Annotated in this window: 20 protein-coding genes, 1 pseudogene and 2 riboswitches; of the genes and pseudogenes, 13 read left to right on the top strand and 8 right to left on the bottom strand. The window is 64.4% G+C overall.

From position 1 onward, the window contains the following. Positions 1-110: 110 nt before the first annotated feature. From ASH00_RS00105 to ASH00_RS00090, 4 genes are all read right to left on the bottom strand, one after another. Positions 111-797: a nucleotide exchange factor GrpE gene (locus ASH00_RS00105; RefSeq protein WP_056543333.1), complete on the bottom strand. Its 687-nt coding sequence runs from the start codon at positions 795-797 to the stop codon at positions 111-113. A gap of 2 nt (positions 798-799) precedes the next feature. Then, complete coding sequence (gene dnaK, locus ASH00_RS00100; RefSeq protein WP_056543330.1) at positions 800-2,674, bottom strand: molecular chaperone DnaK; 1,875 nt, start codon at positions 2,672-2,674, stop codon at positions 800-802. 188 nt (positions 2,675-2,862) lie between these two features. Then, entirely contained in the window at positions 2,863-3,711 is an 849-nt protein-coding gene (locus ASH00_RS00095) for an alpha/beta fold hydrolase (RefSeq protein WP_056543327.1), read from the bottom strand. A 129-nt stretch (positions 3,712-3,840) separates the two neighbouring features. After that, positions 3,841-6,018: an MMPL family transporter gene (locus ASH00_RS00090; protein WP_082565802.1), complete on the bottom strand. Its 2,178-nt coding sequence runs from the start codon at positions 6,016-6,018 to the stop codon at positions 3,841-3,843. A 91-nt stretch (positions 6,019-6,109) separates the two neighbouring features. Here ASH00_RS00090 and ASH00_RS00085 point away from each other — a divergent pair, with 91 nt between their 5' ends. From ASH00_RS00085 to ASH00_RS00035, 11 genes are all read left to right on the top strand, one after another. Beyond that, positions 6,110-6,580, top strand: coding sequence for a MarR family transcriptional regulator (locus tag ASH00_RS00085; RefSeq protein WP_082565801.1), 471 nt, complete (start codon positions 6,110-6,112; stop codon positions 6,578-6,580). Positions 6,581-6,590: 10 nt separating this feature from the next. Further along, complete coding sequence (locus tag ASH00_RS00080) at positions 6,591-7,388, top strand: methyltransferase domain-containing protein (RefSeq protein WP_056543321.1); 798 nt, start codon at positions 6,591-6,593, stop codon at positions 7,386-7,388. Between the two features lie 45 nt (positions 7,389-7,433). Further along, positions 7,434-9,050: a phytoene desaturase family protein gene (locus tag ASH00_RS00075; RefSeq protein WP_056543318.1), complete on the top strand. Its 1,617-nt coding sequence runs from the start codon at positions 7,434-7,436 to the stop codon at positions 9,048-9,050. Between the two features lie 57 nt (positions 9,051-9,107). Further along, positions 9,108-9,617: a low molecular weight protein-tyrosine-phosphatase gene (locus ASH00_RS00070; RefSeq protein WP_056543314.1), complete on the top strand. Its 510-nt coding sequence runs from the start codon at positions 9,108-9,110 to the stop codon at positions 9,615-9,617. A 171-nt stretch (positions 9,618-9,788) separates the two neighbouring features. Then, entirely contained in the window at positions 9,789-10,406 is a 618-nt protein-coding gene (locus ASH00_RS00065) for a LysE family transporter (protein ID WP_056543312.1), read from the top strand. A gap of 3 nt (positions 10,407-10,409) precedes the next feature. After that, positions 10,410-12,455, top strand: coding sequence for an aminodeoxychorismate synthase component I (gene pabB, locus ASH00_RS00060; RefSeq protein WP_056543309.1), 2,046 nt, complete (start codon positions 10,410-10,412; stop codon positions 12,453-12,455). 288 nt (positions 12,456-12,743) lie between these two features. Continuing rightward, complete coding sequence (locus ASH00_RS00055; protein ID WP_056543308.1) at positions 12,744-13,598, top strand: aminodeoxychorismate lyase; 855 nt, start codon at positions 12,744-12,746, stop codon at positions 13,596-13,598. A gap of 270 nt (positions 13,599-13,868) precedes the next feature. Next, a riboswitch (SAM riboswitch) is annotated at positions 13,869-13,994 on the top strand. A gap of 6 nt (positions 13,995-14,000) precedes the next feature. After that, positions 14,001-14,513 (top strand): rhodanese-like domain-containing protein, encoded by a 513-nt coding sequence (locus tag ASH00_RS00050; protein ID WP_056543305.1) that lies wholly within the window; start codon positions 14,001-14,003, stop codon positions 14,511-14,513. A gap of 88 nt (positions 14,514-14,601) precedes the next feature. Beyond that, positions 14,602-15,807, top strand: a complete 1,206-nt coding sequence (locus ASH00_RS00045; RefSeq protein WP_157359024.1) for an O-succinylhomoserine sulfhydrylase — start codon at positions 14,602-14,604, stop codon at positions 15,805-15,807. 171 nt (positions 15,808-15,978) lie between these two features. Next, positions 15,979-17,580, top strand: a complete 1,602-nt coding sequence (locus ASH00_RS00040; RefSeq protein WP_056543302.1) for a multicopper oxidase family protein — start codon at positions 15,979-15,981, stop codon at positions 17,578-17,580. A gap of 145 nt (positions 17,581-17,725) precedes the next feature. Then, complete coding sequence (locus tag ASH00_RS00035) at positions 17,726-18,295, top strand: COG4315 family predicted lipoprotein (RefSeq protein WP_082565800.1); 570 nt, start codon at positions 17,726-17,728, stop codon at positions 18,293-18,295. A 14-nt stretch (positions 18,296-18,309) separates the two neighbouring features. On the opposite strand, the gene ASH00_RS00030 is transcribed toward ASH00_RS00035, so the two are convergent. From ASH00_RS00030 to ASH00_RS00015, 4 genes are all read right to left on the bottom strand, one after another. Further along, the gene (locus ASH00_RS00030; protein ID WP_056543299.1) at positions 18,310-18,822 is read right to left on the bottom strand and encodes a sigma-70 family RNA polymerase sigma factor; all 513 of its coding nucleotides are present in this window, start codon (positions 18,820-18,822) and stop codon (positions 18,310-18,312) included. 131 nt (positions 18,823-18,953) lie between these two features. Continuing rightward, a complete protein-coding gene (locus ASH00_RS00025; RefSeq protein ID WP_056543297.1) occupies positions 18,954-19,745 on the bottom strand; it encodes an energy-coupling factor transporter transmembrane component T family protein in 792 nt (263 codons plus the stop codon). 2 nt (positions 19,746-19,747) lie between these two features. Further along, entirely contained in the window at positions 19,748-21,238 is a 1,491-nt protein-coding gene (locus ASH00_RS00020; RefSeq protein WP_082565799.1) for an ABC transporter ATP-binding protein, read from the bottom strand. A 1-nt stretch (position 21,239) separates the two neighbouring features. Continuing rightward, positions 21,240-21,851 carry an ECF transporter S component gene (locus ASH00_RS00015; RefSeq protein WP_056543290.1) on the bottom strand — a complete coding sequence of 204 codons (612 nt, stop codon included), beginning with the start codon at positions 21,849-21,851 and terminating at the stop codon, positions 21,240-21,242. A gap of 55 nt (positions 21,852-21,906) precedes the next feature. Further along, positions 21,907-22,022: riboswitch (TPP riboswitch) on the bottom strand. A gap of 142 nt (positions 22,023-22,164) precedes the next feature. Between ASH00_RS00015 and ASH00_RS00010 the strand changes: the two genes are divergently transcribed. Together ASH00_RS00010 and ASH00_RS00005 are read left to right on the top strand one after the other, a co-directional pair. Then, entirely contained in the window at positions 22,165-22,425 is a 261-nt protein-coding gene (locus ASH00_RS00010) for a DUF4235 domain-containing protein (protein ID WP_056543288.1), read from the top strand. A gap of 98 nt (positions 22,426-22,523) precedes the next feature. Further along, positions 22,524-22,980: pseudogene (locus tag ASH00_RS00005) on the top strand (DUF222 domain-containing protein); the annotation flags it as partial.

Here is a 22,980-nt window from a genome sequence, read left to right as displayed (position 1 = left end):
TGGTGGACGGAGGGAGTCCCCGAACGGCGGCAACGAAATTCCGAGACTCGCAGAGCTCGCTTCGGAATATTAAAGCCGCCTCCCTCGGGGACTCCCTCTATCCATCTGCCTTACTCCGGAACTGCGACGATCACTTGGGCGGCGCGCAGAACGCGGTCATTCTTTTTGTAGCCAACGCGGAGGATCTGGCTGACGCTGTCGAACTGGACCTCCGCACTGGGCTGCTGGATGAGGGCTTCGTGAATGTTCGGATCGAACTCCACACCGGTCTCATCGATGCGGGACAGACCATAGGTTTTCAGCGCGTTCTCCAGTTTGGTGGAGATTGCTGCGAAGGGCCCGTCCGCGAGGTCACCGTGCTGCCGGGCGGCGTCGATGTCATCGAGAACCGGCATCAGCGAATTCAACACGCCGATCACCGCCATGTCCCGTGCAACATCCCGGTCACGCTCCACGCGCTTGCGGTAGTTGACGTACTCCGCCTGCAGCCGCAGGAAGTCGTTCCGGAGCTCGGCCTCAACATCGGTGGAAGCAGCCGGAACCTCTTCGCCGCCACCGGCCTCGTTGAGGATGACTTCCGCCTGGGCCAATGCGTCCTGGCCGTCTGCAGGGCCGTCGGTCGGGGCTTCGGACTCCTGACCGGCACCCGCTGAGGGCGCCGAACCAGTGTCATCCGAGCCGGCGGTCCCGCCGGCATCCTGCTGCCCACGGACCTGGCCGGTTTCCGGGTCGATCTTCCGGTTGTCCCGGAAGCTGACCGGCTCCTGATGCTCTTCTTCGTTTCCGTGGTGAGGCATGGCTACTTCTTCTCGTCTTCGTCAACAACCTCGGCGTCTACGATGTCCTCATCGTCAGCCTTGGTGCCGTCTTCGCCCGGCTCACCGCTTGGGGCAGCACCGGGACCGGTGGCGCCTTCCTGCTGTGCCTGGGCGTAGATGGCTTCGCCCAGCTTGCTCTGCGATGCCTGGAGCTTCTCGAAGGCGGCCTTCACCTCATCATCATTGTCCTGGGTTTCCAGGGCCTTCTTGAGGGCGTCGACGTCAGCCTGAACCTCCGTCTTGACCTCTTCCGGCAGCTTGTCCGAGTTATCGGCAATGAGCTTGTCGGTCGAGTAGGCCAGCTGCTCGGCACCGTTACGGGTATCAGCTGCCGCACGGCGCTGCTTGTCTTCGGCAGCGTGCTCCTCGGCGTCACGGACCATGCGGTCGATGTCTTCCTTGGAGAGCGAGGAACCACCGGTGATGGTCATCGACTGCTCAGTGCCGGTGCCCTTGTCCTTGGCGGATACGTGCACAATGCCGTTGGCATCGATGTCGAAGGTCACCTCGACCTGCGGTACGCCGCGCGGCGCAGGGGCAATGCCGGTGAGCTCGAAGGTACCCAGCGGCTTGTTGTCGCGGGTGAACTCGCGCTCGCCCTGGAAGACCTGGATGGCCACGGACGGCTGGTTGTCATCCGCGGTGGTGAAGGTCTCGCTTCGCTTGGTGGGGATGGCCGTGTTGCGCTCAATCAGGTGGGTCATCACGCCGCCCTTGGTCTCGATGCCGAGGGACAACGGGGTGACGTCAATAAGGAGTACGTCCTTGCGCTCGCCCTTCAGCACACCTGCCTGCAGTGCTGCGCCGACTGCGACGACCTCGTCCGGGTTGACGCCCTTGTTGGGCTCCTTGCCTCCGGCAAGCTCCTTGACCAGTTCAGAAACGGCAGGCATACGGGTGGAGCCACCGACAAGCACGATGTGATCGATGTCGGCTACCTTGATGCCGGCTTCCTTGATGACGTCGTTGAACGGCTTCTTGGTGCGATCGAGCAGGTCCTTGGTGAGGTCCTGGAACTTGGCACGGCTCAGGTGTTCGTCCAGGTGAACCGGGCCGTCAGGGGTGACGGACAGGTACTGGAGGGAGATGTTGGTCGAGCTGGCGGATGACAGTTCCTTCTTGGCCTGCTCAGCGGCTTCCTTGAGGCGCTGCAGCGCGATCTTGTCCTTGGACAGGTCTGCACCCTTTGCCTTTGCCTGCGCAAGCAGGAAGTCGACGACGCGCTGATCCCAGTCATCGCCGCCGAGGCGGTTGTCACCGGAAGTTGCGCGCACCTGGATGGTCGAGAACTCATCCTCGTCCTTGCCGACTTCGAGGAGGGACACGTCGAACGTTCCGCCACCGAGGTCGAAGACCAGGATGAGCTCATCTTCCTTGCCCTTGTCCAGGCCGTAGGCGAGCGCGGCAGCCGTGGGCTCGTTCACGATGCGCAGGACGTTCAGGCCCGCGATCTCCCCGGCCTCCTTGGTGGCCTGACGCTCAGCGTCATTGAAGTAGGCCGGAACGGTGACGACGGCGTCGGTCACCTTCTCGCCCAGGTAGCTCTCGGCGTCAGTCTTCAGCTTCTGCAGAATGCGCGCGGAGATTTCCTGCGGAGTGTAAGTCTTGTCATCAACCTGCTTGGTCCAGTCCGTTCCCATGTGGCGCTTGACGGAGGCGATGGTGCGGTCGATGTTGTTGACTGCCTGGCGCTTGGCGATCTCGCCGACCAGGACCTCTCCACTCTTGGAGAAAGCGACGATGGACGGAGTGGTGCGGGCGCCTTCTGCGTTGGCGATGACGGTGGGCTCGCCACCTTCGAGCACGGAAACGACGGAGTTGGTGGTTCCGAGGTCAATACCTACTGCACGTGACATGCGTATTTCCTTTCAGCGAGTCGGCGGCCTTGTGGCCATCAACCAGAAATTCGGGATTCCGCCCAGATTGAGCGTTCTGCACTCAACTGTACTCCGCTCGCCACGGATGTCAATTTGAAGTTGAGTCAGGAACACTCAACTAGCATCCTGCACTGCAGTCTCGGGCATCTACAGCCAGCTGCAAACGGTCAGAGGCAGCGTGGCTGGAACTTGGCGTCCGCCGGGCCGTCCTGGGCGAGGGCATGTGTCACGAGCCTGTGCACTACCGGATCGTTCGGTGCCTGGTCGTGCTCGATCAGGTCAAGGGCGCACTTGTCCTGAATGGTGATGTTCGTGACCTGCCGTGCAGGTCCCGCCAGGAATTGGCTCGTGTAGGGCGTCACGACCTCGTCATATCTGGTGCTGATGACCGTATAGGACGGCCCACTGACCGTGTCGCCAATCGAATTGAGTTCGGTGAGGAACGGCGAACCTGCCTCCTGATCTGCGCAGGCCTGGCAGAGAAAGCTGGTATCCGACGTAGTGAGGGGCGCGTCCTCGCCTGCCGGCACCAGGACTCCCTCGGTGCCATGGTTCGAGGGCGCAATTCCCACCAGGTGGTTGACCTTCTTCGCCCCGCCCAGGAAGCCGATGTAATAGCGCGGCATCATGCCGCCCTGGCTGTGTCCCACCAGGTCAACTTTCCGGGCTCCGGTGGCGGCGAGAACGGCGTCGACGAACGAGCCAAGTTCCGCTGCGGAATCGGCCACGGGGCCCGTGGCGTCAATACCGTTCGTGGTCCCGTAGTTAAGGGCGAATACGCAGTACCCCTGTCCGGCCAGCACCGGGGAGAGCGTGGACCAGTTCTTCACCATGCTCTCGAAAGTTCCCGGCACCAGGATGACGGGATGAGGGTGCTCCTCGCTCGGCGTGCAGGACCAGTTGTTGGCACCGGGCGGCGAAATGTCCTCGGTGTCGGCAGCGGCGGGAGCTGCCCCGGCGAGGCTTCCGCCTAGCAGGGCGGCGGTGGCAAAGATTGTCGACAGGCGGTGCGGCATGGTGAAACCTCTTCGTATCATCGACGCTCCCCGGGCGGGAGCGGGCATCGCACAGACGCTAGCTACTCGCCGGTAGCAACCGCAATACCAATGAGAATTTGTGCAGGGTGCGCCCGCCAACCGCCGCAGCTACGCCCGGTGAGCCGGCTCTTTCCGCCCTTCCTGCTCAGTTTCGGACTGCCGGTCTGGGTGGGCGCCGCCGTCGTGCTGTGCCAGCTTGGAAGGCCACCAGATTTTCGGCCCAATGTCATACGCCAGCGCCGGAACCAGCAGCGAGCGCACAATCACCGTGTCGAGCAGCACGCCAAACGCCACGATGAAGGCGATTTGCGCGAGGAACAGGATCGGGATGACGCCCAGGGCCGCAAAGGTTGCAGCCAGCACTACGCCCGCGGAGGTGATGACCCCGCCGGTGACACCGAGTCCGCGAAGGATTCCGGGCCTCGTTCCGATGCGCAGCGACTCCTCCCGGACGCGGGTCATCAGGAAGATGTTGTAGTCAACGCCGAGCGCCACCAGGAAAACGAAGCCGAAGAGCGGAACCGAGGCGTCCGCGCCGTCGAACCCGAGCAGGTTGTTGAAGACCAGCGCTGAGACACCGAGCGCTGTGGCATAGGACAACACCACCGAGCCAATGAGCAGCAGCGGCGCCAGGACGGACCGCAGCAGCAGCATGAGGACCACGAGGATCACCACCAGGACGATGGGGATGATCTTCGTCAGGTCTGCCTGGGCGGTCTCGTTGGTATCCAGGGCCACTGCGGTCACTCCGCCCACCAGCACCTCGGGACTCACGGCGTCAAGGTCGGTGCGCAGCTGCTTGACCAGCTCTTCGGCCTCAGCCGAGTCAGCCTGGTAGTCAAGCGTGGCCCTGACCAGCACATTTCCATCGCGTACGACGACGTCGCCCGCCTGGTCAGCGGCAACGGTCGCCTCAGCGACGCCCTCCTGCGCTTCGAGGACATCGAGCACGCCGTCTTCCTGCCCTTCGGGAGCGATGATGGTCACCGGGCTGCCGGCGCCGGCGTTGAAGTGGCGGGCCAGTGCATCCTGACCATCCACCGCATTCGACGGAGACAGGATCAGCGAGGACTGCGGGACACCCGAAGCCTGAAGTTGAAGCAGCCCGAGGGATCCTGCCACGAGGACCAGCAGGGAAACGATCCAGACAGGCCGGGAAGACCGTGAGATGAGTCCGCCGACCCGCTTCCAGACGCCGCGCAGTCCTTCCAGACCGGTGACGTTGCGGCCGTGGACACCGGTCGGATGGGTGCCGGCCTTCGGCCGTAGCGGCCAGAAAGCGCTTCGCCCGAAAAGCAGGAGGAAGGCGGGCAGGAGGGTCAGCGCAGCCAGCAGGGAGAAGACAATGCCGATCGCGGCAATGGGACCAAGGCTGCGGTTCGAGTTGAGATCGGAAAAGAGAAGGCACAGCAGGGCGAGGATCACCGTGGCACCGGAGGCGATGATCGGCTCGACCGAGGCCCGGTAAGCAACTTTCATGGCATCCCACTTCGAGCTGAACTCGGTGAGTGCTTCACGGTAGCGGGCAACCAGCAGCAGCGCGTAGTCCGTTGCCGCGCCGATCACCAGGATCGACAGGATCCCCTGGCTCTGCCCGCTCAGCTCGATCCAGCCCCACAGGGCGAAGGCGTAGACGAGCAGAATCGAGGTTGCCAACGCGAAGACGGAGGTGAACAACACCAGGAACGGCAGGAGGAGCGCACGGTACACGGCCAGGAGGATCACGAACACCGCTGCCAGGGCAACAGCCAGGAGGATCCCGTCAATTCCGCCGAATGCACTGACGAGGTCAGCGGTAAAGCCCGCCGGCCCGGTGACATAGCCCTCGGTACCCGCGGGAAGCTCCGCCTCAAGCACCTCGCGGAGTTCGATGACCACCTCACCCAGCTCGGCGCCGTCGGACACTGAGGCGATGTACTGGATGGCAAGGCCATCCTCCGAGGGGATAGGACCGATGACAGCCGGCTGCCCCTCGGCGGCAGGCTCAAGGCCGGGCACCTCAGTCAGCTGACCAGCCAGCTCCTCATAGAGCGGGAGTTCCTGGGGAAGGATCTCGGTCTCCGACTCAACCACGATCACCGCGGGCACCGCGGTGGATTCCGTGAACGCTGCCTGCAGCTCGCCCGCCTCCGTCGATTCGGCGCTGGCCGGGAGGAAGGACGCCTGATCGTTACTGGAAACCTCCTCCAGCTTGCCGAAAGTGGGACCGCCGAAGCCGGCACCGATGAACCACAGCACCACGATGAATGCCGGGAAGAACACCCGGACCCACTTCTTGTTGAACATGCGCAACCTTTCTGGAGTATCTCTGCTGCCTACTATATCCATCATCGAGATAATTTGCAGTATTCTAATCTTGGAGATGAACAGGAGGAAGATGGCCGCCGCATCACGAGAACTATTGGCTTTGCTTCAGCAGTTCACCGTTGAGACTGACCGCTACGTGGATACGGTCAGCGTCCGCGATTCCCTGCACCGCACGGATCTGAACGCACTGGGGATCATGATGGGTGCTGCGCGCGCCGGCGCCACCGTGACACCCGGGATGCTCCGCCACGCCCTGAACCTGAGTTCACCGGCAACCACGGCGCTGATAGACCGGCTCGATGAAGCGGGTCACGTCCGCCGCTCCCGGAGTTCAGTGGATCGGCGGCAGGTACACCTCGAGATGACGGAGAAGGCACTCGAAACCGGGTCCCGGCTATTCATCCCCCTGGCGCGTGAAGTGGAACAGGCCCTCTCCGGGTTCGCCCCCGAAGAACTCGAGTTGTTCAGCACCATGATGCGCAAGGTCACGGACGCCACCGTGAACGCGCGCCGTCAGGCGTCGGAGGACGCGCCGGAGTAACCTGTCGGTCATGAATGATGAGGTCTACTCCCATGGCCACCACGCCAGCGTGACGAGCGCCCATGCAACGCGCCGGGCGCAGGATTCCGCCGGATACTTGCTGGAACACCTTTCCTCCGGGATGCACCTGCTCGATATCGGCTGCGGCCCGGGGAGCATCACCGCCGATTTTGCTGCACTACTGGACCCGGGGGCGGTGATCGGCATGGACCGGGCCGAGGACGTCGTGGCTCTGGCGGCGCGCACCTATGCCGGCATTGAGAACCTCTCATTTCGCACGGGCAATGTTTATGACCTCGATCTTGAGGACGAATCCGTTGAAGTGGTGCACGCCCATCAGGTGCTGCAGCACCTCACAGACCCGGTTGCGGCGCTACGCGAGATGCAGCGCGTCACCCGCCCCGGAGGCATTATCGCCGTCCGTGATGCCGACTTCCACGCTATGGCCTGGTACCCGCCGGCTCCGGAGCTGGACGAGTGGATGGAAACCTACCAACAGCTCGCCCGCAGCAACAGGGCAGAGCCCGACGCCGGCCGCCACCTCCTTGCCTGGGCTCACGAGGCGGGCCTGACGGAGGTGGAGGCATCGTCGTCGAACTGGTTGTATGCCACGCAGGAGCGCCGCCGCTGGCACGCGGAGACCTGGGCGGAGCGCGTGCTGAGCTCCGGCTTCGCGGAGCAGACGCTTGAGCGCGGTCTGGCGGACAGCGCCGCGCTGGAACGCATGGCTGCTGGTTGGCGGCGCTGGGGTGAATCGCCCGACGGCTGGTTCCTCATCCCGTGCGGGGAGCTCATCATCCGGGTGTGAAACAGTTGTCGATTCGGTTCGCGTGTGAAGTTGTAGGGTGAGGCGATGATGCGCCGGACCCTGCCAACCGATCCTAAGCATTTCGACGTCGTGGTGGTCGGTGGCGGCCACAACGGCCTGGTGGCGGCAGCGTACCTGGCCCGTGCCGGCCGGTCCGTGGTGGTCCTTGAACGGCTGGACCGGGTGGGCGGCGCAGCGGTCTCGGCCGAAGCGTTTCCAGGCACCGGTGCCCGGCTGTCCCGCTACTCCTACCTGGTGAGCCTCCTGCCGCAGCAGATCATCGAGGACCTCGATCTTGACCTGCAACTGGTACGACGGCGGTACTCCTCCTACACGCCGCTGCCAGGCACTGACGTCGGGCTGCTCATCGACAACTCGGATGACGAGGCGACCCGCGCAAGTTTTGAACGCATGGGTGCTGAAAACGACACCGGCGGATTCGCGTCCTTCCACCGGAGCACTTCGATACTCGGCGAAAAGTTGTGGCCGACGGTGACGCAGCCGCTGCTGCGCCGGGCTGAGGCGCGCGCGTTGGTCGGCGACGACTCGGTGTGGGAAGACTTCATCGAGCGGCCAGTCGGCGAGGTGATTGAACGCTGCGTGGACAGCGATCTGGTGCGCGGGCTCCTGCTCACGGACGGGCTCATCAGCACTTTCGCCCGGGCGCACGACGGGGATCTACAGCAGAACAAGTGCCTGCTGTATCACGTGATCGGCGGAGGCACCGGGGACTGGGATGTTCCCGTCGGTGGAATGGGTGCCGTCTCCGGAGCGCTGGAGCGGGCGGCCCGCGAAGCCGGCGTGGTGATTCGCACGGAAGCGGAAGTGACCGCTGTCACAGCGAACGGCGTCGTGCATTACAGCGAAGGCGGTGCTCCTCAACGGGTGAGCGGCGAGTTTGTCCTCGCGAATGTCACGCCTGCCGTTCTGGGGCGGCTGATGGGCGGGCCGGAGGCGTCAGGCTTCGCACCGGCGTCGCATCCTGTTGCTGAAGGCGCGGTTGCTGAAGGCGCCCAGGTGAAGGTGAACATGCTGCTGTCCCGGCTTCCGCAGCTCCGGGACCCGCACGTGAATCCCGAGCAGGCATTCGGCGGGACGTTCCATATCAACGAGACGTACCCGCAGCTGGCGAAGGCCTATGACGACGCGGCTGCCGGCCGTGTACCCGACCCGTTGCCGATCGAGATCTACTGTCACTCGCTGGCGGATCCTTCGATCCTGTCGCCCGAGTTGCGGGAGGCGGGGGCGCACACACTCACCGTCTTTTCCCTGCAGACCCCTCACCGGCTGCTCGCTTCAGGGGACCACGATGCTCGCCGCACTGCGCTGCAGCAGGCTGTGCTGGCGTCGCTGAACACTGTGCTGGCCGAGCCGATCGAGGAGTGCATCCTCGCCGGACCGTCGGGTGAGCCCTGCATCGAAACCAAGACCACCCTCGATCTCGAGGAAACGTTGGGCCTGACGGGCGGGAACATCTTTCACGGACCGCTGTCGTGGCCCTTTGCGGACGACGACGAACCCCTGGACACGCCCGCTCGCCGGTGGGGTGTCGCAACGGATCACCCGCGCGTCCTGCTGTGCGGAGCGGGGTCACGGCGCGGCGGCGGCGTGAGCGGACTCGGTGGTTACAGCGCCGCGATGGCGCTGCTGGAAGAGGATTAGCCGAGGATTTCGGCACGTCCCCTGCGACCGTCCCGCTTCAGTACCTAGGATTGATTCATGTACAGGATCGTCACTGTCTGCACCGGCAATATCTGTCGTTCCCCCATGGCCGAAATTATGCTGAACCGCGCCTTTGAGGAGGCTGGTCTGGCCGATGACGTCCTGGTGGATTCCGCCGGCACCACCGGCTGGGAAGCAGGTAACCCAATCGATGAGCGGGCGGCCGCGAAGCTCACCGAACTCGGGCTTGTCAGCGATACGCACCGTGCGAGGAAGTTCGACCCGGAGTGGTACGGCGAGCGCAACCTCATTCTCGCGCTCGATGTTGACCACTACGAGGACCTCCGCCTGGAAGCGCCCGACGCCGAGAGCCGGAGCCGGGTGCGCATGCTTCGCGAATTCGATCCAGCCGCTGCCGGGACACCGGTTTCCGAGCTCGGAATTTACGACCCGTGGTACGGAGATCAGGCAGACTTCGAAGCCACGTGGCGAATGGTTAACGACGCCGTTCCCGGGATTGTTCAGTACGTGCTGGAGGAACTGGCGCGGGGCCACGCCGCCCGCTGAGTGCTGACGAGGCTGGAGTCCTACTCCCCCGGCGGAGCCCTATACGGCCGATGTTGACCAAGTAGACATGGTCAACATGGGCCAGTACAACGTTCAAGAGGCAAGAAATCCGGCTTTCAGAGTTGCTTCGCAGCGGCGTTGAAGGCTCCGTGCGGCCCCTAAGATTAACCAGTGACCCTTTCGATATGGCTGGCGCTGGTCGGCGCCCAGGCGCTCATCAGTTTCACCCCGGGTGCCGGAGCCGTCAACACTATGAGCAACTCGCTCACCGTCGGCTTTCGCCGCTCCATGTGGGGCATCCTCGGCCAGCAGCTGGCACTGCTCGTACACATCGGCGTCGTCGCGGCAGGGGTTGGCCTCCTGGTCGCCGGGTCCCCACTGGCATTCAGCATCATCCGCTACGCCGGTGCCGCTTACCTGGTTTACCTGGGCATCAGGAAGTTCCTTGAGCCCCTGGTGCCAGCCGAGCAGGCGGCCACGCTCCACGCCGAGGGCGCTGCGTCAATGTTCCGTCGCGGCCTCTGGGTGAACCTGCTCAATCCCAAGGCGATCGTGTTTTTCCTCGCGTTCGTCCCCCAATTCATCCGGCCCGAGCAGGAGCTTTTCGGCCAGTACGGGGTGCTGGCGGGAACCGTCGTCGTTATTGACGTTCTGGTGATGTGGCTGTTCTTCGCCGCCGCTGCACGTTCCTTCAGCCGGTTCACCAGCGGCCCGCGCGGGCAACGCGTCCTCAACCGCACCTTCGGCACCCTGTTCGTGGCCGTGGGTGCGCTGCTGGCATTCGCCTGACGCATGGCTCACAAGTCCGCGAACGCCGTCGTTCCGCTCATCATTGCCGTGGACGGCCGGTCCGGAGCGGGTAAAACCACCCTCGCCGTGGAACTTGTTGCACTGCTGCGCGAACACCACACCGTCAGCCTGTTCCACCTCGAGGACATCTACCCCGGCTGGGACGGCCTGGCCGACGGCATGGCGCGGTACGTCCGCACGGTGCTCACGCCGCTGGCCTCCGGACTGCCCGCCCGGTGGACAGCGTGGGACTGGACAACCAACGACGACGGCGCCACCCGCCTCACGCAACCCGCTGACATTGTGGTGGTCGAGGGCGTGGGTGCGGCCTGCGCAGCTGCCCGGGAACTGCTCGACGTGGTGGTGTGGATCGACGCCGACGAGAATCTCCGCCGGACCAGTGCACTCGTCCGCGACGGCGACACGTACGCGCCGTTCTGGCAGCGCTGGTCTGAGCAGGAAGAGCTGTGGCTCGCAACCGACCGGCCCGCGCCCCACGCTGACCTGCTGGTCCAGGGCCATCGCGGCAACGCCGTTCCGGACCAGCTTCGCCGTGCCTTGGCCGGACTGCCGCAGTGTGAATCGCTCATGTCCATGGAGCGTGCCGCACGGCGGGGTCTTACGCTGCAGGTTGAGAGCGTCGCAGGGTGTCCGGACGCCGCAAGCGTTTTCTCCACCCTGTATGGCGGAGCTGAGGCCGCTGCCTGGCTGGACAGCTCCGCGGCCCAGGACCCGCAGGGCCGCAGCCGCTTCTCCATCCTGGCTGACGACGGCGGCCGGTTCGGGCAGGTTGCGCAGCACACCTCCGGCGTCACTATGGTCAGCAGCGGCCCGGTTACTGCCCGGATTGCCGGTCCATTTTTCCGCTGGCTCGACGGCGTGTGGGGCCGCCGCGCGGTCCGGTCGCCGGAGGACTATCCGGGGCCGTTCGCACTCGGCTGGCTGGGCTACCTTGGCTACGAGCTGAAGCGTGAAACCGGTGGTTCCGCTCCTGCGCACGGTTCCAGTTCGGTTCCGGATGCTTCGCTGCTCTTCGCGGGGCGTGCCGTCGTCCTTGACCACCGGGAACTGCGCACCTATCTGCTGACCTTGAGCGACGGCTCCCGCGACGCCGACGCCGATGCGTGGCTGGAACGGGCCCGCGCCGTCGTGCTTTCCGGGGGTGCAACTGCGGCGGAGGAAAGGCCTGTGAGTGCACCCCGCTTCACTGCGCGGGACACTCGCGAGCCCTACCTGGAGAAAATCCGTGCGGCCAAGGCGGAAATCACGGACGGCAACTCGTATGAGGTGTGCCTGACGACGGCCCTGACCTCACGCGAGGAAGCGCCCGTCGACCCGTTCGCCATCTACCTCGCCCTGCGCGGCGCCAATCCGGCACCGTTTGCGCACTACTTCACCTTCCCGGGGTTCGCCGTCGCGAGCACCTCGCCCGAACGGTTCCTGCGGCTGGACTCCACCGGCGGAATGCGGGCCGAACCAATCAAAGGAACCCGGCGCCGCTCCCCGGACCCGGCCGAGGATGCCGCCCTCCAGGAGGATCTGCGCACCAGCACGAAGGACCGGGCAGAGAACATCATGATTGTGGATCTGCTCCGCAATGACCTCTCCCACCTTGCAGTCCCCGGCACCGTGACGGTGACCCGGTTGTGCGACATCGAGACCTATGCAACGGTTCACCAGATGGTGAGCACCATCGACGCCCGGCTCCGGCCCGGTTCCTCCCGTGCCGAGGCCGTTGCCGCCGCTTTTCCGGCGGGCTCAATGACGGGTGCGCCGAAGATCAGCACCATGGCGATCCTGGACCGGCTCGAGGAAGCACCCCGCGGCGTCTACGCCGGCGCCGCCGGCTACTTTTCCCTCGATGGGGCGGCGGATCTCGCCGTCGTCATCCGCACTCTCGTGCTGGAGGACGACGACGGCGGCACCCGCCTCACGCTCGGAGTGGGCGGCGCGATCACTGCGGATTCCGACCCCGCCGAGGAGTGGGACGAGGTCCGGACGAAGGCGTTCGGGGTGCTGTCTGCGCTTGGCTCGGGGTTCCCCAGCTGAAACACCCCCAACCTGAACGACGTTCAGGAACCGGATAACGAGTTCCTCCCCAATCGCATCCATCAGGGCCATGCGGGGCAGCCTGAACGTCTCGATGACGATGCCCTGGCGGCCGCAACGGAGCAGGAACGGGTCGACGCGGGGCTCATCGATTACGCGCCGGACCAGGTCCCGGATGCCACCGATCCCCTGCCTGCCGAAGCTTCTGATGAAGCAGATTTCGCCCAGCGCGGGCTGAACGAGGACAACGACACGAGCTCCTGACATCCCGGTCATTATGCTGATCGCATGACTGTTCTGGTGTTCCTCGACCCCGCCCGTCCCGACGGCCGCATCGCTGACGCAGCACAGCCGCAGCTGATGGTCACTGATACCGGAATCACCCGGGGTGACGGCATCTTCGAAACCATGCTCGCGGTCAATGGCGCTCCCCGGAAGCTGCAGGCCCACCTGGCCCGGCTGGCGACGTCCGCCGATGCGCTGGAACTGAAGATTCCGTCGTCGGACGCGTGGGAACGCGCCATCACCACCGCGCTGGCGGCAGCCGACGACGACGGCGAACTCGTGGTCAAACTAGTCGCCACCCGGGGCGAACCGGAGGCGGGAGCCACCGCGTGGGTCCAGGTGTCCGCCGTACCGGTCGGGTTGCGCGGCCGGCGGTTGTCGGTCCTCCTGCTTGACCGCGGCTATGACAGCACGGTTGCCCAGCGTGCTCCGTGGCTGCTGATGGGAGCGAAGACCCTCTCCTACGCGGTAAACATGGCGGCGGTCCGCTATGCGCGCTCGCACGGCGCTGACGATGTCATCTTTACCTCGTCTGACGGCAAGGTCCTCGAAGGCCCGACCTCAACGGTCCTGATCGCGCGGGTCATCGACGGTGTCAAGCACCTCATCACGCCGCAGCTTGAGAGCGGGATCCTCCCCGGCACCTCGCAGGGCGCACTGTTTGCGGCGGCGCGCGAGGCGGGCTGGAAACTGGGTTACGGTCCGCTTGTGCCGGAAGACCTGTTCGCGTCCGACGGCGTCTGGCTGATCTCGAGTGTGCGTCTGCTCGCCGAGGTCGAGTCCATCGACACGAAGCCGGTGACGGTTTCACCCGAATTGACCGCGGAGTTGAGCGGTCTCGTAGAGTCCGTCTCCTAACCCGAGCGTCTGTCCCCTAGCCCAACCGTCCGTTGCTCAGCCGTCCGTTGCTTGGCTCAACCGCAGAAGTGCCGGGAATTCGCAGGATCGTGGGGTCATCCCCACGAACCTGCCACGCCCCGGCACTTTTGGCTCAGGCCTGCCACGCATCGGCGCTCTTGGCTCGGACCTGCCACGCATCGGCGCCTTTGGCCCGAGTACGGCCGGCGTTACCGCACGTTACGGACCGGCATGGCAGGCATGCCACCGCCGGTGCTACGTTCATTTCGGAGTAACGAGTGCCAGCGCCAAGCCCTGACTTGCTGGCCGGCAACCCTCTTTCACGGCGGGGTGCCTCAGGTGACTACTCGGCACAACGATCACATCCCATGATCACCAGCGTGCACAGCGTGAGGAGACACAATGGCAATGCATTCCAACCCCCATCCCCCGGCGAATTCCCGGCCCGGCAACGGCTATGCCGGCAACATCACCGCACGTGATGCGGTGGAACGCGTCAGCAAGGGCGCCGTGCTTGTGGATGTCCGCACTGTCGAGGAGTGGCGGAGCGTCGGCGTCCCCGACCTCACCGACGCCGGGACCGTCCCCCTCTTCCTCGAGTGGACCCGCTCCGACGGCAGCCGCAACGTCTCCTTCCTCAACCAGCTGAACGGGCTCAAGGGCCGCGAGCTGCTTTTCCTGTGCCGTTCCGGTGTCCGTTCCGTGGCAGCTGCGCAGAATGCCACCGCCGCCGGTCACACTGCGTACAACGTGCTACACGGATTTGAGGCCGACGGCGGCTGGCGCTCCAGCGGCCTCGCCACCACAGTGCATACAGAAGCCTCCGATCACACGGCGACCGAAGAGCCGGCGGCAACGACAGGACGGTCCGGCGCTGCCCTGCCGGCAACGGACCGTGGCGACACCCGTGAATGAGCCCGCGCCGGTAAGTGAGCCCGCGCCGTCGTCGTTCTCTCCGGCGGCCAGCCGTGAACCCATCGCCGGGAACGGCGGCTACCCCCGGATCCAACGCCCGGATGACGACGGCGCTGCCTGGTCACCCGATACCCTCGCGGTACGCGGGGGGCTGGCACGGTCCAACTTCGAGGAGACGTCCGAGGCGCTCTTCCTGAACTCGGGCTTCGTGTATTCCTCTGCTGCGGCGGCGGAGGCGGCCTTCACCGGAGACGTCGACCGCTTTGTGTACTCCCGGTACGGCAACCCGACTGTCGCCATGTTCCAGGAGCGGCTTCGCCTGCTCGAGGGTGCAGAGGCGTGCTTCGCTACAGCCAGCGGTATGTCTGCCGTCTTCACCGCGCTCGGTGCCCTTCTGGCCTCAGGCGACCGCGTTGTTGCCTCACGCAGCCTCTTCGGATCGTGCTTCGTCATCCTCAACGAGATTCTGCCGCGCTGGGGTGTGGAGACTGTCTTCGTGGACGGCTGGGACCTCGGCCAGTGGCAGGAAGCACTGAGCGTTCCCACCACGGCGGTCTTCTTTGAGTCGCCGTCCAATCCGATGCAGGAGATCGTCGATATCCGTGCGGTCGTTGAGCTCGGCCACGCGGCCGGAGCGCAGGTCGTCGTCGACAATGTCTTTGCCACACCGCTGCTGCAGCGGTGTACGGAACTGGGTGCCGACGTCGTCGTCTATTCAGGTACCAAACACATCGACGGGCAGGGGCGGGTGCTGGGCGGCGCGATCCTCGGCCGCAGGGAGTTCATCGAGGGTCCGGTGAAGACACTCATGCGGCACACCGGGCCCGCGCTGTCGTCATTCAATGCATGGACCCTCCTCAAGGGCCTGGAAACCCTTTCCCTGCGGGTGAACCACTCCTCGTCCTCGGCGCTGACCCTCGCCCGCTGGCTTGAAGCCCAACCGGCTGTGAACTGGGTCCGTTACCCGCTGCTCGAATCGCACCCGCAATTTGATCTCGCAGCTGCCCAGATGACAGCGGGCGGCACTGTGGTGACCTTTGAGCTGGATGCACCCGAGGGAAAAGCGAAGGAGCGCGCCTTTGCGCTGCTCGATGCCCTGAACGTTATCGATATCTCTAATAACCTCGGCGATTCGAAGACGCTGATCACCCACCCCGCCACCACCACACACCGCGCCATGGGCCCTGGAGGGCGTGCCGCAATCGGCTTGTCCGACGGCGTCATCCGGCTCTCGGTGGGCCTTGAAGACGTCCGCGACCTGCAGACTGATCTGGGCAAGGCACTCACTTCCTGATGTCTGGGTAGCCTCACTCCGTAACCCAAACGATCGTCCAAGGTTTCCCCAAGAAGGCAGGAGCAATCTTGCTGCTGAGGCACACATCGAGTACGTAGTCTGGGCGGGCGTTTTCAACGCACCCCGATGCGCGTCCCACCAAATGAACACCTTTGGAAGGGATGTACCCCCATGTCTGTCAGCAGGCGAAATTTCCTTGCGATGGGCGGTTTCGGCGCTCTCGCTGCCGCCACCCTCACCGCTCCCCTGGCCTCCATCAGCGCGAAGTCCGCGCCGGTCCTGGACGGCTCAAAGCTCAAGCCCTATCAGCTTGCGTTCACCCGTCCGCCGTTCCTGGCGCCGTACAAGACGGGAATCAATCCGTTGGACGGGAAACCGCAGAACTTCTACAACGTGACCCAGAAGGCTGCGACGGCCTCCCTTGTTCCGGGACTGAAGACACGCATCCTCGGCTACAACGGGATCTTCCCCGGTCCCACCATTTCCATCGATCAGGGCACGCATGCCGTTGTGACGATGCGGAACCAGTTGCCGAAAGTCCATCCCGACTTCGGGACTCCGATGGCAACGTCGACCCACCTGCACGGTTCAGCGTCCCTGCCGCAATACGACGGCTACGCCTCCGACACCACGCTGCCCGGGTTCCGGAAGGACTACCACTACCCCAACTTCCAACCCGCACGCACACTCTGGTACCACGACCACGGCGTCCATTACACGGCGCAGAACGCATACTCGGGCCTTGTCGCCATGTATCAGATCCACGATCCGGCTGAGCGCGCCTTACTCCCGCAGGGCGAATTCGACGTGCCGCTCATGGTGAGCGACATCCAGCTGCGCGCCGACGGAAACGCAAACTATGACGACCACAACCACAGTGGCCTCTGGGGTGACATCAACCTGGTCAACGGAGTGCCCTGGCCGCTCATGAAGGTCAAGCGCCGGATCTACCGCTTCCGGGTGCTGGTCTGCGGCATCTCGAGATCATTCCGGTTCAAGCTCAGCACCGGGGAGCCACTGACAGTCGTGGCGACCGACGGTGGACTCATGCCTCGCGCGATCCCGGTGGCCCAGTACCGGCATGCCAACTCGGAACGCTATGAGGTCCTGATCGATTTCTCAAAGTACAGGGCGGGTCAGCGGATTGAGTTGCAGAACGTTTCCAACCCCAACAACATCGAGTTCGGCAATACCCGCCGGGTCATGGCCTTTGACGTCACTGACGACGCCTTCGACCGCAATGATCCGACTGCGCTGACACTTCCCACAGTCCTCGCTAACAGCAGTCCGATGCAGCTGACCCGGGCGATGGCCAAGGCCACCCGCCGGCTACGGGTTGAGCGCCAGAACGGGGAGTGGAAGATCAACGGTATGAGCTGGGCGGATGTGATCGCGAGCAACTTCCAGAAGGTCATCGCCAATCCCGGTGCCAACGACGTCGAGATCTGGGAAATCGAAAACAAGTCGGGCGGCTGGTTCCATCCCGTGCACATCCACCTGGTTGATTTCCACATCCTCAGCCGGAACGGACAGCGCCCCTTCAGCTATGAGGAGGGCCCGAAGGACGTCATGTACGTGGGTGAGAACGAGACCGTCCAGGCGATCATGCGGTTCGAACACCAGAAAGGCCGCTACATGGTTCACTGCCATAACCTCCCCCATGAGGACCACGACATGATGCTGCAGTTCAGGGTCGGCCTGTTGCAGGGTGAACCGGATCCCAACGACCCCATCACCGCCGCACGCCCGGTCTTCGACAGCCCTGTCGGGTAGCGCGGCGACCTGAAGCTGGGATTCACCTGTGAGTTCTCCCGCAAATTGAACCATCCGGGGTAGTTCGTGCGTCTTCCCAGCAGAGGGGTCGAGTGGCCACTCCCATCCCCCGGGTGTCCAGGGGGTGTTTACGGGAGGAATCAACATGAGTAAAGCAATGCGTGTCTTGTTCGCCGTCATCGCCGTTTGCCTGTTGGCGTTGACCGGCTGTGGCGGCTCCACCTCAACCGAGACCGAGACCAGCCCCCCAGCCGCAGAAACCACGCCGGCAGAAGAACCGACAAGCGCTGAGCCCACCGAGGCGGAGACAACGGAGGGGGCTTCCGAGGAACCATCCGGTGAAGCAGCGGCCGGCGGAACCGTCGGAACGCCGCTTGGTGTCGCCGAGACCGACCTGGGTGAGATCGTCGTCGACTCCGAAGGCATGGTGGTCTATTACTTCACCAATGACGAGGCGAACTCCGGGGTGAGCGCCTGTGAGGGCGGCTGCCTTGAAGCTTGGCCGCCGGTGCTCAGCGACAGCGAGACACCCGAAGTGGAAGGCGTTACGGGCGAAGTGGGCACCATTGAAACACCCGAGGGTGAACTGCAGGTCACGATCAACGGCATGCCAATCTACTACTTCGCCGAAGATGAGGCTCCGGGCGACACCAACGGCCAGGGCGTCAACGAGGTGTGGTACGTCGTAGCCCCTGACGGCGAGATGATCCAGTAAGGTAACGGCCGCGGCTAACCGCTCGAGGCCACATCCCTGGCAAGCAGGGCACTCTTGAGGGAGCGCAAAGCGTAGTGCAGACGGGATTTCACGGTCCCTTCCGGTATGGACAGGGACCGTGAAATCTCCGCCGCTGTCTCGCCGCGGAAGTAGAAGTGAAGTACCACGTCGCGGTGTTCAGGCGACAGCTCATTCAGTGCATCCGTCAGCAGCCACGAGGTCAGCAACTGCTCGACCTCGTCATCGGAAGGAGTATCCGGAACCTCGTCCACATCGAACTCGTGGCGGCGGAAACCGCTGCGGAACGAGTCCACCAGGATGTTCCGGGCAACGACAAAGAGCCAGGCACGGATTTCAAGCTCGCTGTGACCGCGCATCACCGGATGCTCCCACGCCCGTAACAGGGTGAGCTGGACCACCTCGTCAGCCAGAAAGGCGTCCGCTGTCAGACGACGGACGAAGCGCCTCAGCGGGCGCAGGTGGTTGTCCCTGATCACGCTCAGCCAGTCAGCCTGTCCATCGGCCATGTTCGTTCCCCACGTTCGACATCACACCGCAGTACCTACCCATTGAGACGATGGAACGTTGGGAAAAGCCTGCGCTTTTCGAAACGCTGCCTTCATGATGCACCCCCGGAGCGCATCCGGAACAGGGCCTGTTAGCCGAAAATGAAGTTCCAGGTGCCGGTGAGGACCGACGCGGTCACGGCGATCGCTGCGATCAGCAAACCCACCAGGACAACGACGACGTCCACTCGGCTGAAGGTGCTTTCCCTGGCCCAGGTGCGCGGACCGGCTCCAAAACCACGAGCCTCCATGGCCACAGCCAGCCGGGTGGCCCTGCGGATGGCCTGGACCATGAGCCCGAACGCCTGCCCCAGAAAATGCCCGAACCGCGCTGCCGGGTTCCCCTCATGCCCTACGCCGCGGGCGTGCCTGGCGAGGCCCAATGTGCGCCATTCGTCGAACAGCAAGCCGACCAGCCGCATTCCGGCGAGTGCTCCCAGCACAAACCGGTGCGGCGCCTTCAGCCGCTGCGCCAGGGCATCGGCAAGGTCCGTCGGGTCGGTCGTGGTCAGGAGGAACAGCCCGGGCAGCGCGATTGCGAGCCCACGTAGGCCAATCGCGAGCCCGGCGTTAACTGAATCTTGCGTGAATAGAACGGGCCCGAACTCGAGAAGAACGCGTCCGGTCTTTTCAGCCAGTAGCGCGGTGCCGTACGCGGCGACCACCGCCGCGATAACAAACGGCCACGTCCTCAGGAACAGCTTCCGCACGCTGATGCCCAGCAGCGGGAGTAGCAGCAGTTCACTGCCAAGGACAACGCCGGCACTCACCCAGTCCACGCTCAGCATCACGACGACGGTGATCACCACAGCCGCGAAGAGCTTCGAGAGCGGATTGGCCCGCGGAAGCACCGTTCCGGTGATGGTGGGATTCACCACGTTCATGCTCACGCCGCCTCCAGCGTTGCGGACGTACCGTCAACGGCCGCAATACGGCTTCCGAGCGCTGCCGTGTACTCGCGGTCATGCGTCACTGAAACCACGCAGGTCCCCCCGTGGATGAGTTCAACCAGCAGGGTTACCAGCTCGGCCCAGGTGTTGGCGTCCTGACCGAAGGTCGGCTCGTCAAGGATGAGGATGTCCGGGCTGGTTGCGAGCATCGTGGCCGCGGACAGCCGTCGCTTTTCACCACCGGACAGCGTGAACGGATTCGCTTTCAGCAGCCCCGTGAGCCGGAGCCGCTCGGCGATGGGGTCAATCCGCCGTCGTACCTCCTCCTCGGTGAGCCGGGCCACCCTGCGCGGGCCGAACTCCAGTTCCTCACGCACTGTGTTGGTGAGGAACTGGTGTTCGGGCTCCTGGAAAACCGTGCCGATCCGGTTGACCAGGTCGGCGGACTTCCACTCATATGGTGTCGCGCCGGCGCCGCGGGCGAGCGGCTCCAAAGCTGTCAGTCCGCCTCCCCGGGGGCGGAGCAGCCCGGCGAGAGTGAGCGCGAGCGTCGATTTCCCGGCACCGTTGGGCCCCAACACGCTGACTGCTTCCTGCCGTCGCAGAGTGAGGTCAACGCCGCTGAGAACTGCCGGTCCACGCTTGGTGCGCGCAACGGACAGCCCGGACGCCTGCAGCAGGTCCGTTCCGGAGCCGGTACGAACTGTTGGTGTCTCCGGCCGGTAACCCGGCACCCAGACGCCTGCCTCAATAAGCCTGGCCCGCGTGGATTCGTGCCGGAGCACTGTAGCCGGAGCACCATCGGCGAGAATGCCGCCGTCGGACTCGAGCACCACCACCCGATCGACGACGTCAGCCCAGATCTCAACTCGGTGCTCCACCACAACGAGCGTCGCCGAGGTTCGGTTGAGTACGCGGAGAACGGCATCACGCACTTCCAGTACTCCGGCAGGATCCAGGTTGGCGGTCGGCTCGTCAAGGAGCAGCAACCCGGGTTGCATCGCGAGGACTGCTGCAAGCGCCAGCCGCTGCTTCTGGCCGCCGGACAGCGCGGTGGTGGAGTGGTTCAGCGGGACGTTGAGACCGACGTCGTCCAGCGATTGGCGTACGCGTGGCCAGATTTCGTTCCGCGGCACGGCCAGGTTTTCGGCACCGAACGCCACTTCGTCGCCGATCCGGGCGAGCACCAGTTGGCTGTCCGGGTCCTGGAGCACCAGCCCGGAGCGGCCTCGTGAGTCAGCCGGGCTGACGCCGTCGATAGTGAGTTCGCCGGCCTGCTCGCCCTCGTCCTGATCTCCCAGGACGCCGGCGAGTCCATGCAGCAGTGTGGACTTTCCCGCGCCGGAAGCGCCGAGGAGGAGGACACGCTGACCCGGCTCGATCGTCAGGTCGATGTTTCGGACGGCCCAGCGTGTTCGTCCGGGGTGGCGCCAGCCCCAGCCGTTCGCTGTGATCGACGCCGGGACGGGCTCCGCGGTGGCGGTCATGCTAGACGTCTGCCGTGCGGCCTGCGGCAAACGCGGACAGGGCACCGGTCTTTGCAAGGCCGCGCGTGGCAAGCCACGGCAGCAGACCGGCGAGCACAACACCGGAAATGGCGGCGAAGACTCCGTACATCAGCTTGTAGTCCAAGGTCCACTCGACGTTGTACATGATGTTTTCGCTGATGGCGAGGGCAAGTCCGGCGCCCAGTCCTGCGAGCAGAGCTACGCCGAGGTTCCAGCGTTTGTAGAGGAACAGTGCGAAAATCAGTTCCGCGCCAATGCCCTGGACCAGCCCGGAGAGAAGGACCGCCATGCCGAACTGCGTTCCGATCAGCGCAGACACGGCCGCCGCAAGTACCTCGCAGTAGATGGCAGCGCCTGGCTTGCGAATGATGAGTCCGCCCAGCACCCCGGCAATGAGCCAGCCGCCTGAGTACAGCCCGGCGAGAGGCGGAAAGGCAGCTGTTACCGCGGCAATGCCGCTGTAGCCGGCGGACCAGGCGAAGAAGATGACGCCCACGGCCACCGCGATGACTGAGGCGACCACAATATCGACGACACGCCACTCGTAGCGGCGCCGGGATTGGGACGGGGTAATGCTTTGTGTTGCAGTCATGATTGTTGATCCTCCTGGGTACAGGAGGGGAAGGCTTTCCGGCAGGACGCCGTGAAGCCTCGAGAACTCGACTCCCTTCGCCGGTACTAACCGGATCAGGTTCGAGGGTCTGCGGTGATCCGCACTCTCAGCGCCCACCACATACGTGGTTGCGCTCCCCTGTCGTTGTTTGAGCGATACCAACTCTACACCGGGGGCCGTGCCAACGCCGTCGTCGTAATTATGGTTGTCCCTGGGTGACCCACGGGCCCTCCATGGATCACCGCTATAACGCTAGGCTGGGACCAAAGCCAAGCCGACTGAAAGAGGCACCATGAACACGATTTTCAAACTGATGGGCGTTGGACTGGGCATCGGAGCGGGCCTCGTGGGCACGCAACTGGTGGACTTCATCTGGAAGCGTGCCACCGGGAACGAGCCACCGAAGGACAAAGAGGGTCTGGAGAACAGCCTCCGGTCGGCGCTGGCGTTCGCCGTGATCTCGGGTTCGGTCAGCACCACTATCCGCGTGCTAACCAACCGCACCACGCAGCGGGCCATCCACCGCTACGAGCGCACCCGCCATCTCACCTAGGCCACTTCTTGCAGGCCTGTGGATAAGTTTGTTTGACTTGTCCTGCACATTGGTGGTTTTCGGTCGCGGCTAGTACACGTATTCGATAAAATTTTGGTATGGCCGTCGCACTGCTCGAACCCCACCAGGAAGATGCTTCCGTCCTGGGTGGAATGCGTTCGGACCTACAGGTCTTTGCGCAGCAGCTGGAATCGACATACCTGACGCTGAGCCCGCAGGAGGCAGCAGCAACGCTGGTCGAGGTTGAGCGGCTCTCCAACCTGGTTGATCACTTGCAGACCGTGGCTGCCCGTGCCGCTGAGGACCACCAGCTCGCTACCGCTGACGCCCGGGACCCGTACAAGAACACTGGCGACTATTTGCGGGCGAAAATCGGTATCAGCCGTACCGAAGCTAACCGCCGGTTACGCCTCGGACACGACGTCCTGCCCGAGGTTCCCGGGCCAGGAGCATCCGTCGTACCGGCCCTGGCTGTTCTGGCTGAAGCGGCCAGTGCCGGAGCGGTGAGCAGCCGTGCCGCCACCATCATCCGCAACGCCGTACACCGGGTATCCA

Origin of the sequence: Arthrobacter sp. Soil782 (genome assembly GCF_001428435.1) — a bacterium.
GTDB lineage: Bacteria > Actinomycetota > Actinomycetes > Actinomycetales > Micrococcaceae > Arthrobacter_D > Arthrobacter_D parietis.
The sequence above is the reverse complement of the archived record's forward strand: the minus strand, read 5'-3'. Positions and strand labels throughout refer to the sequence as shown.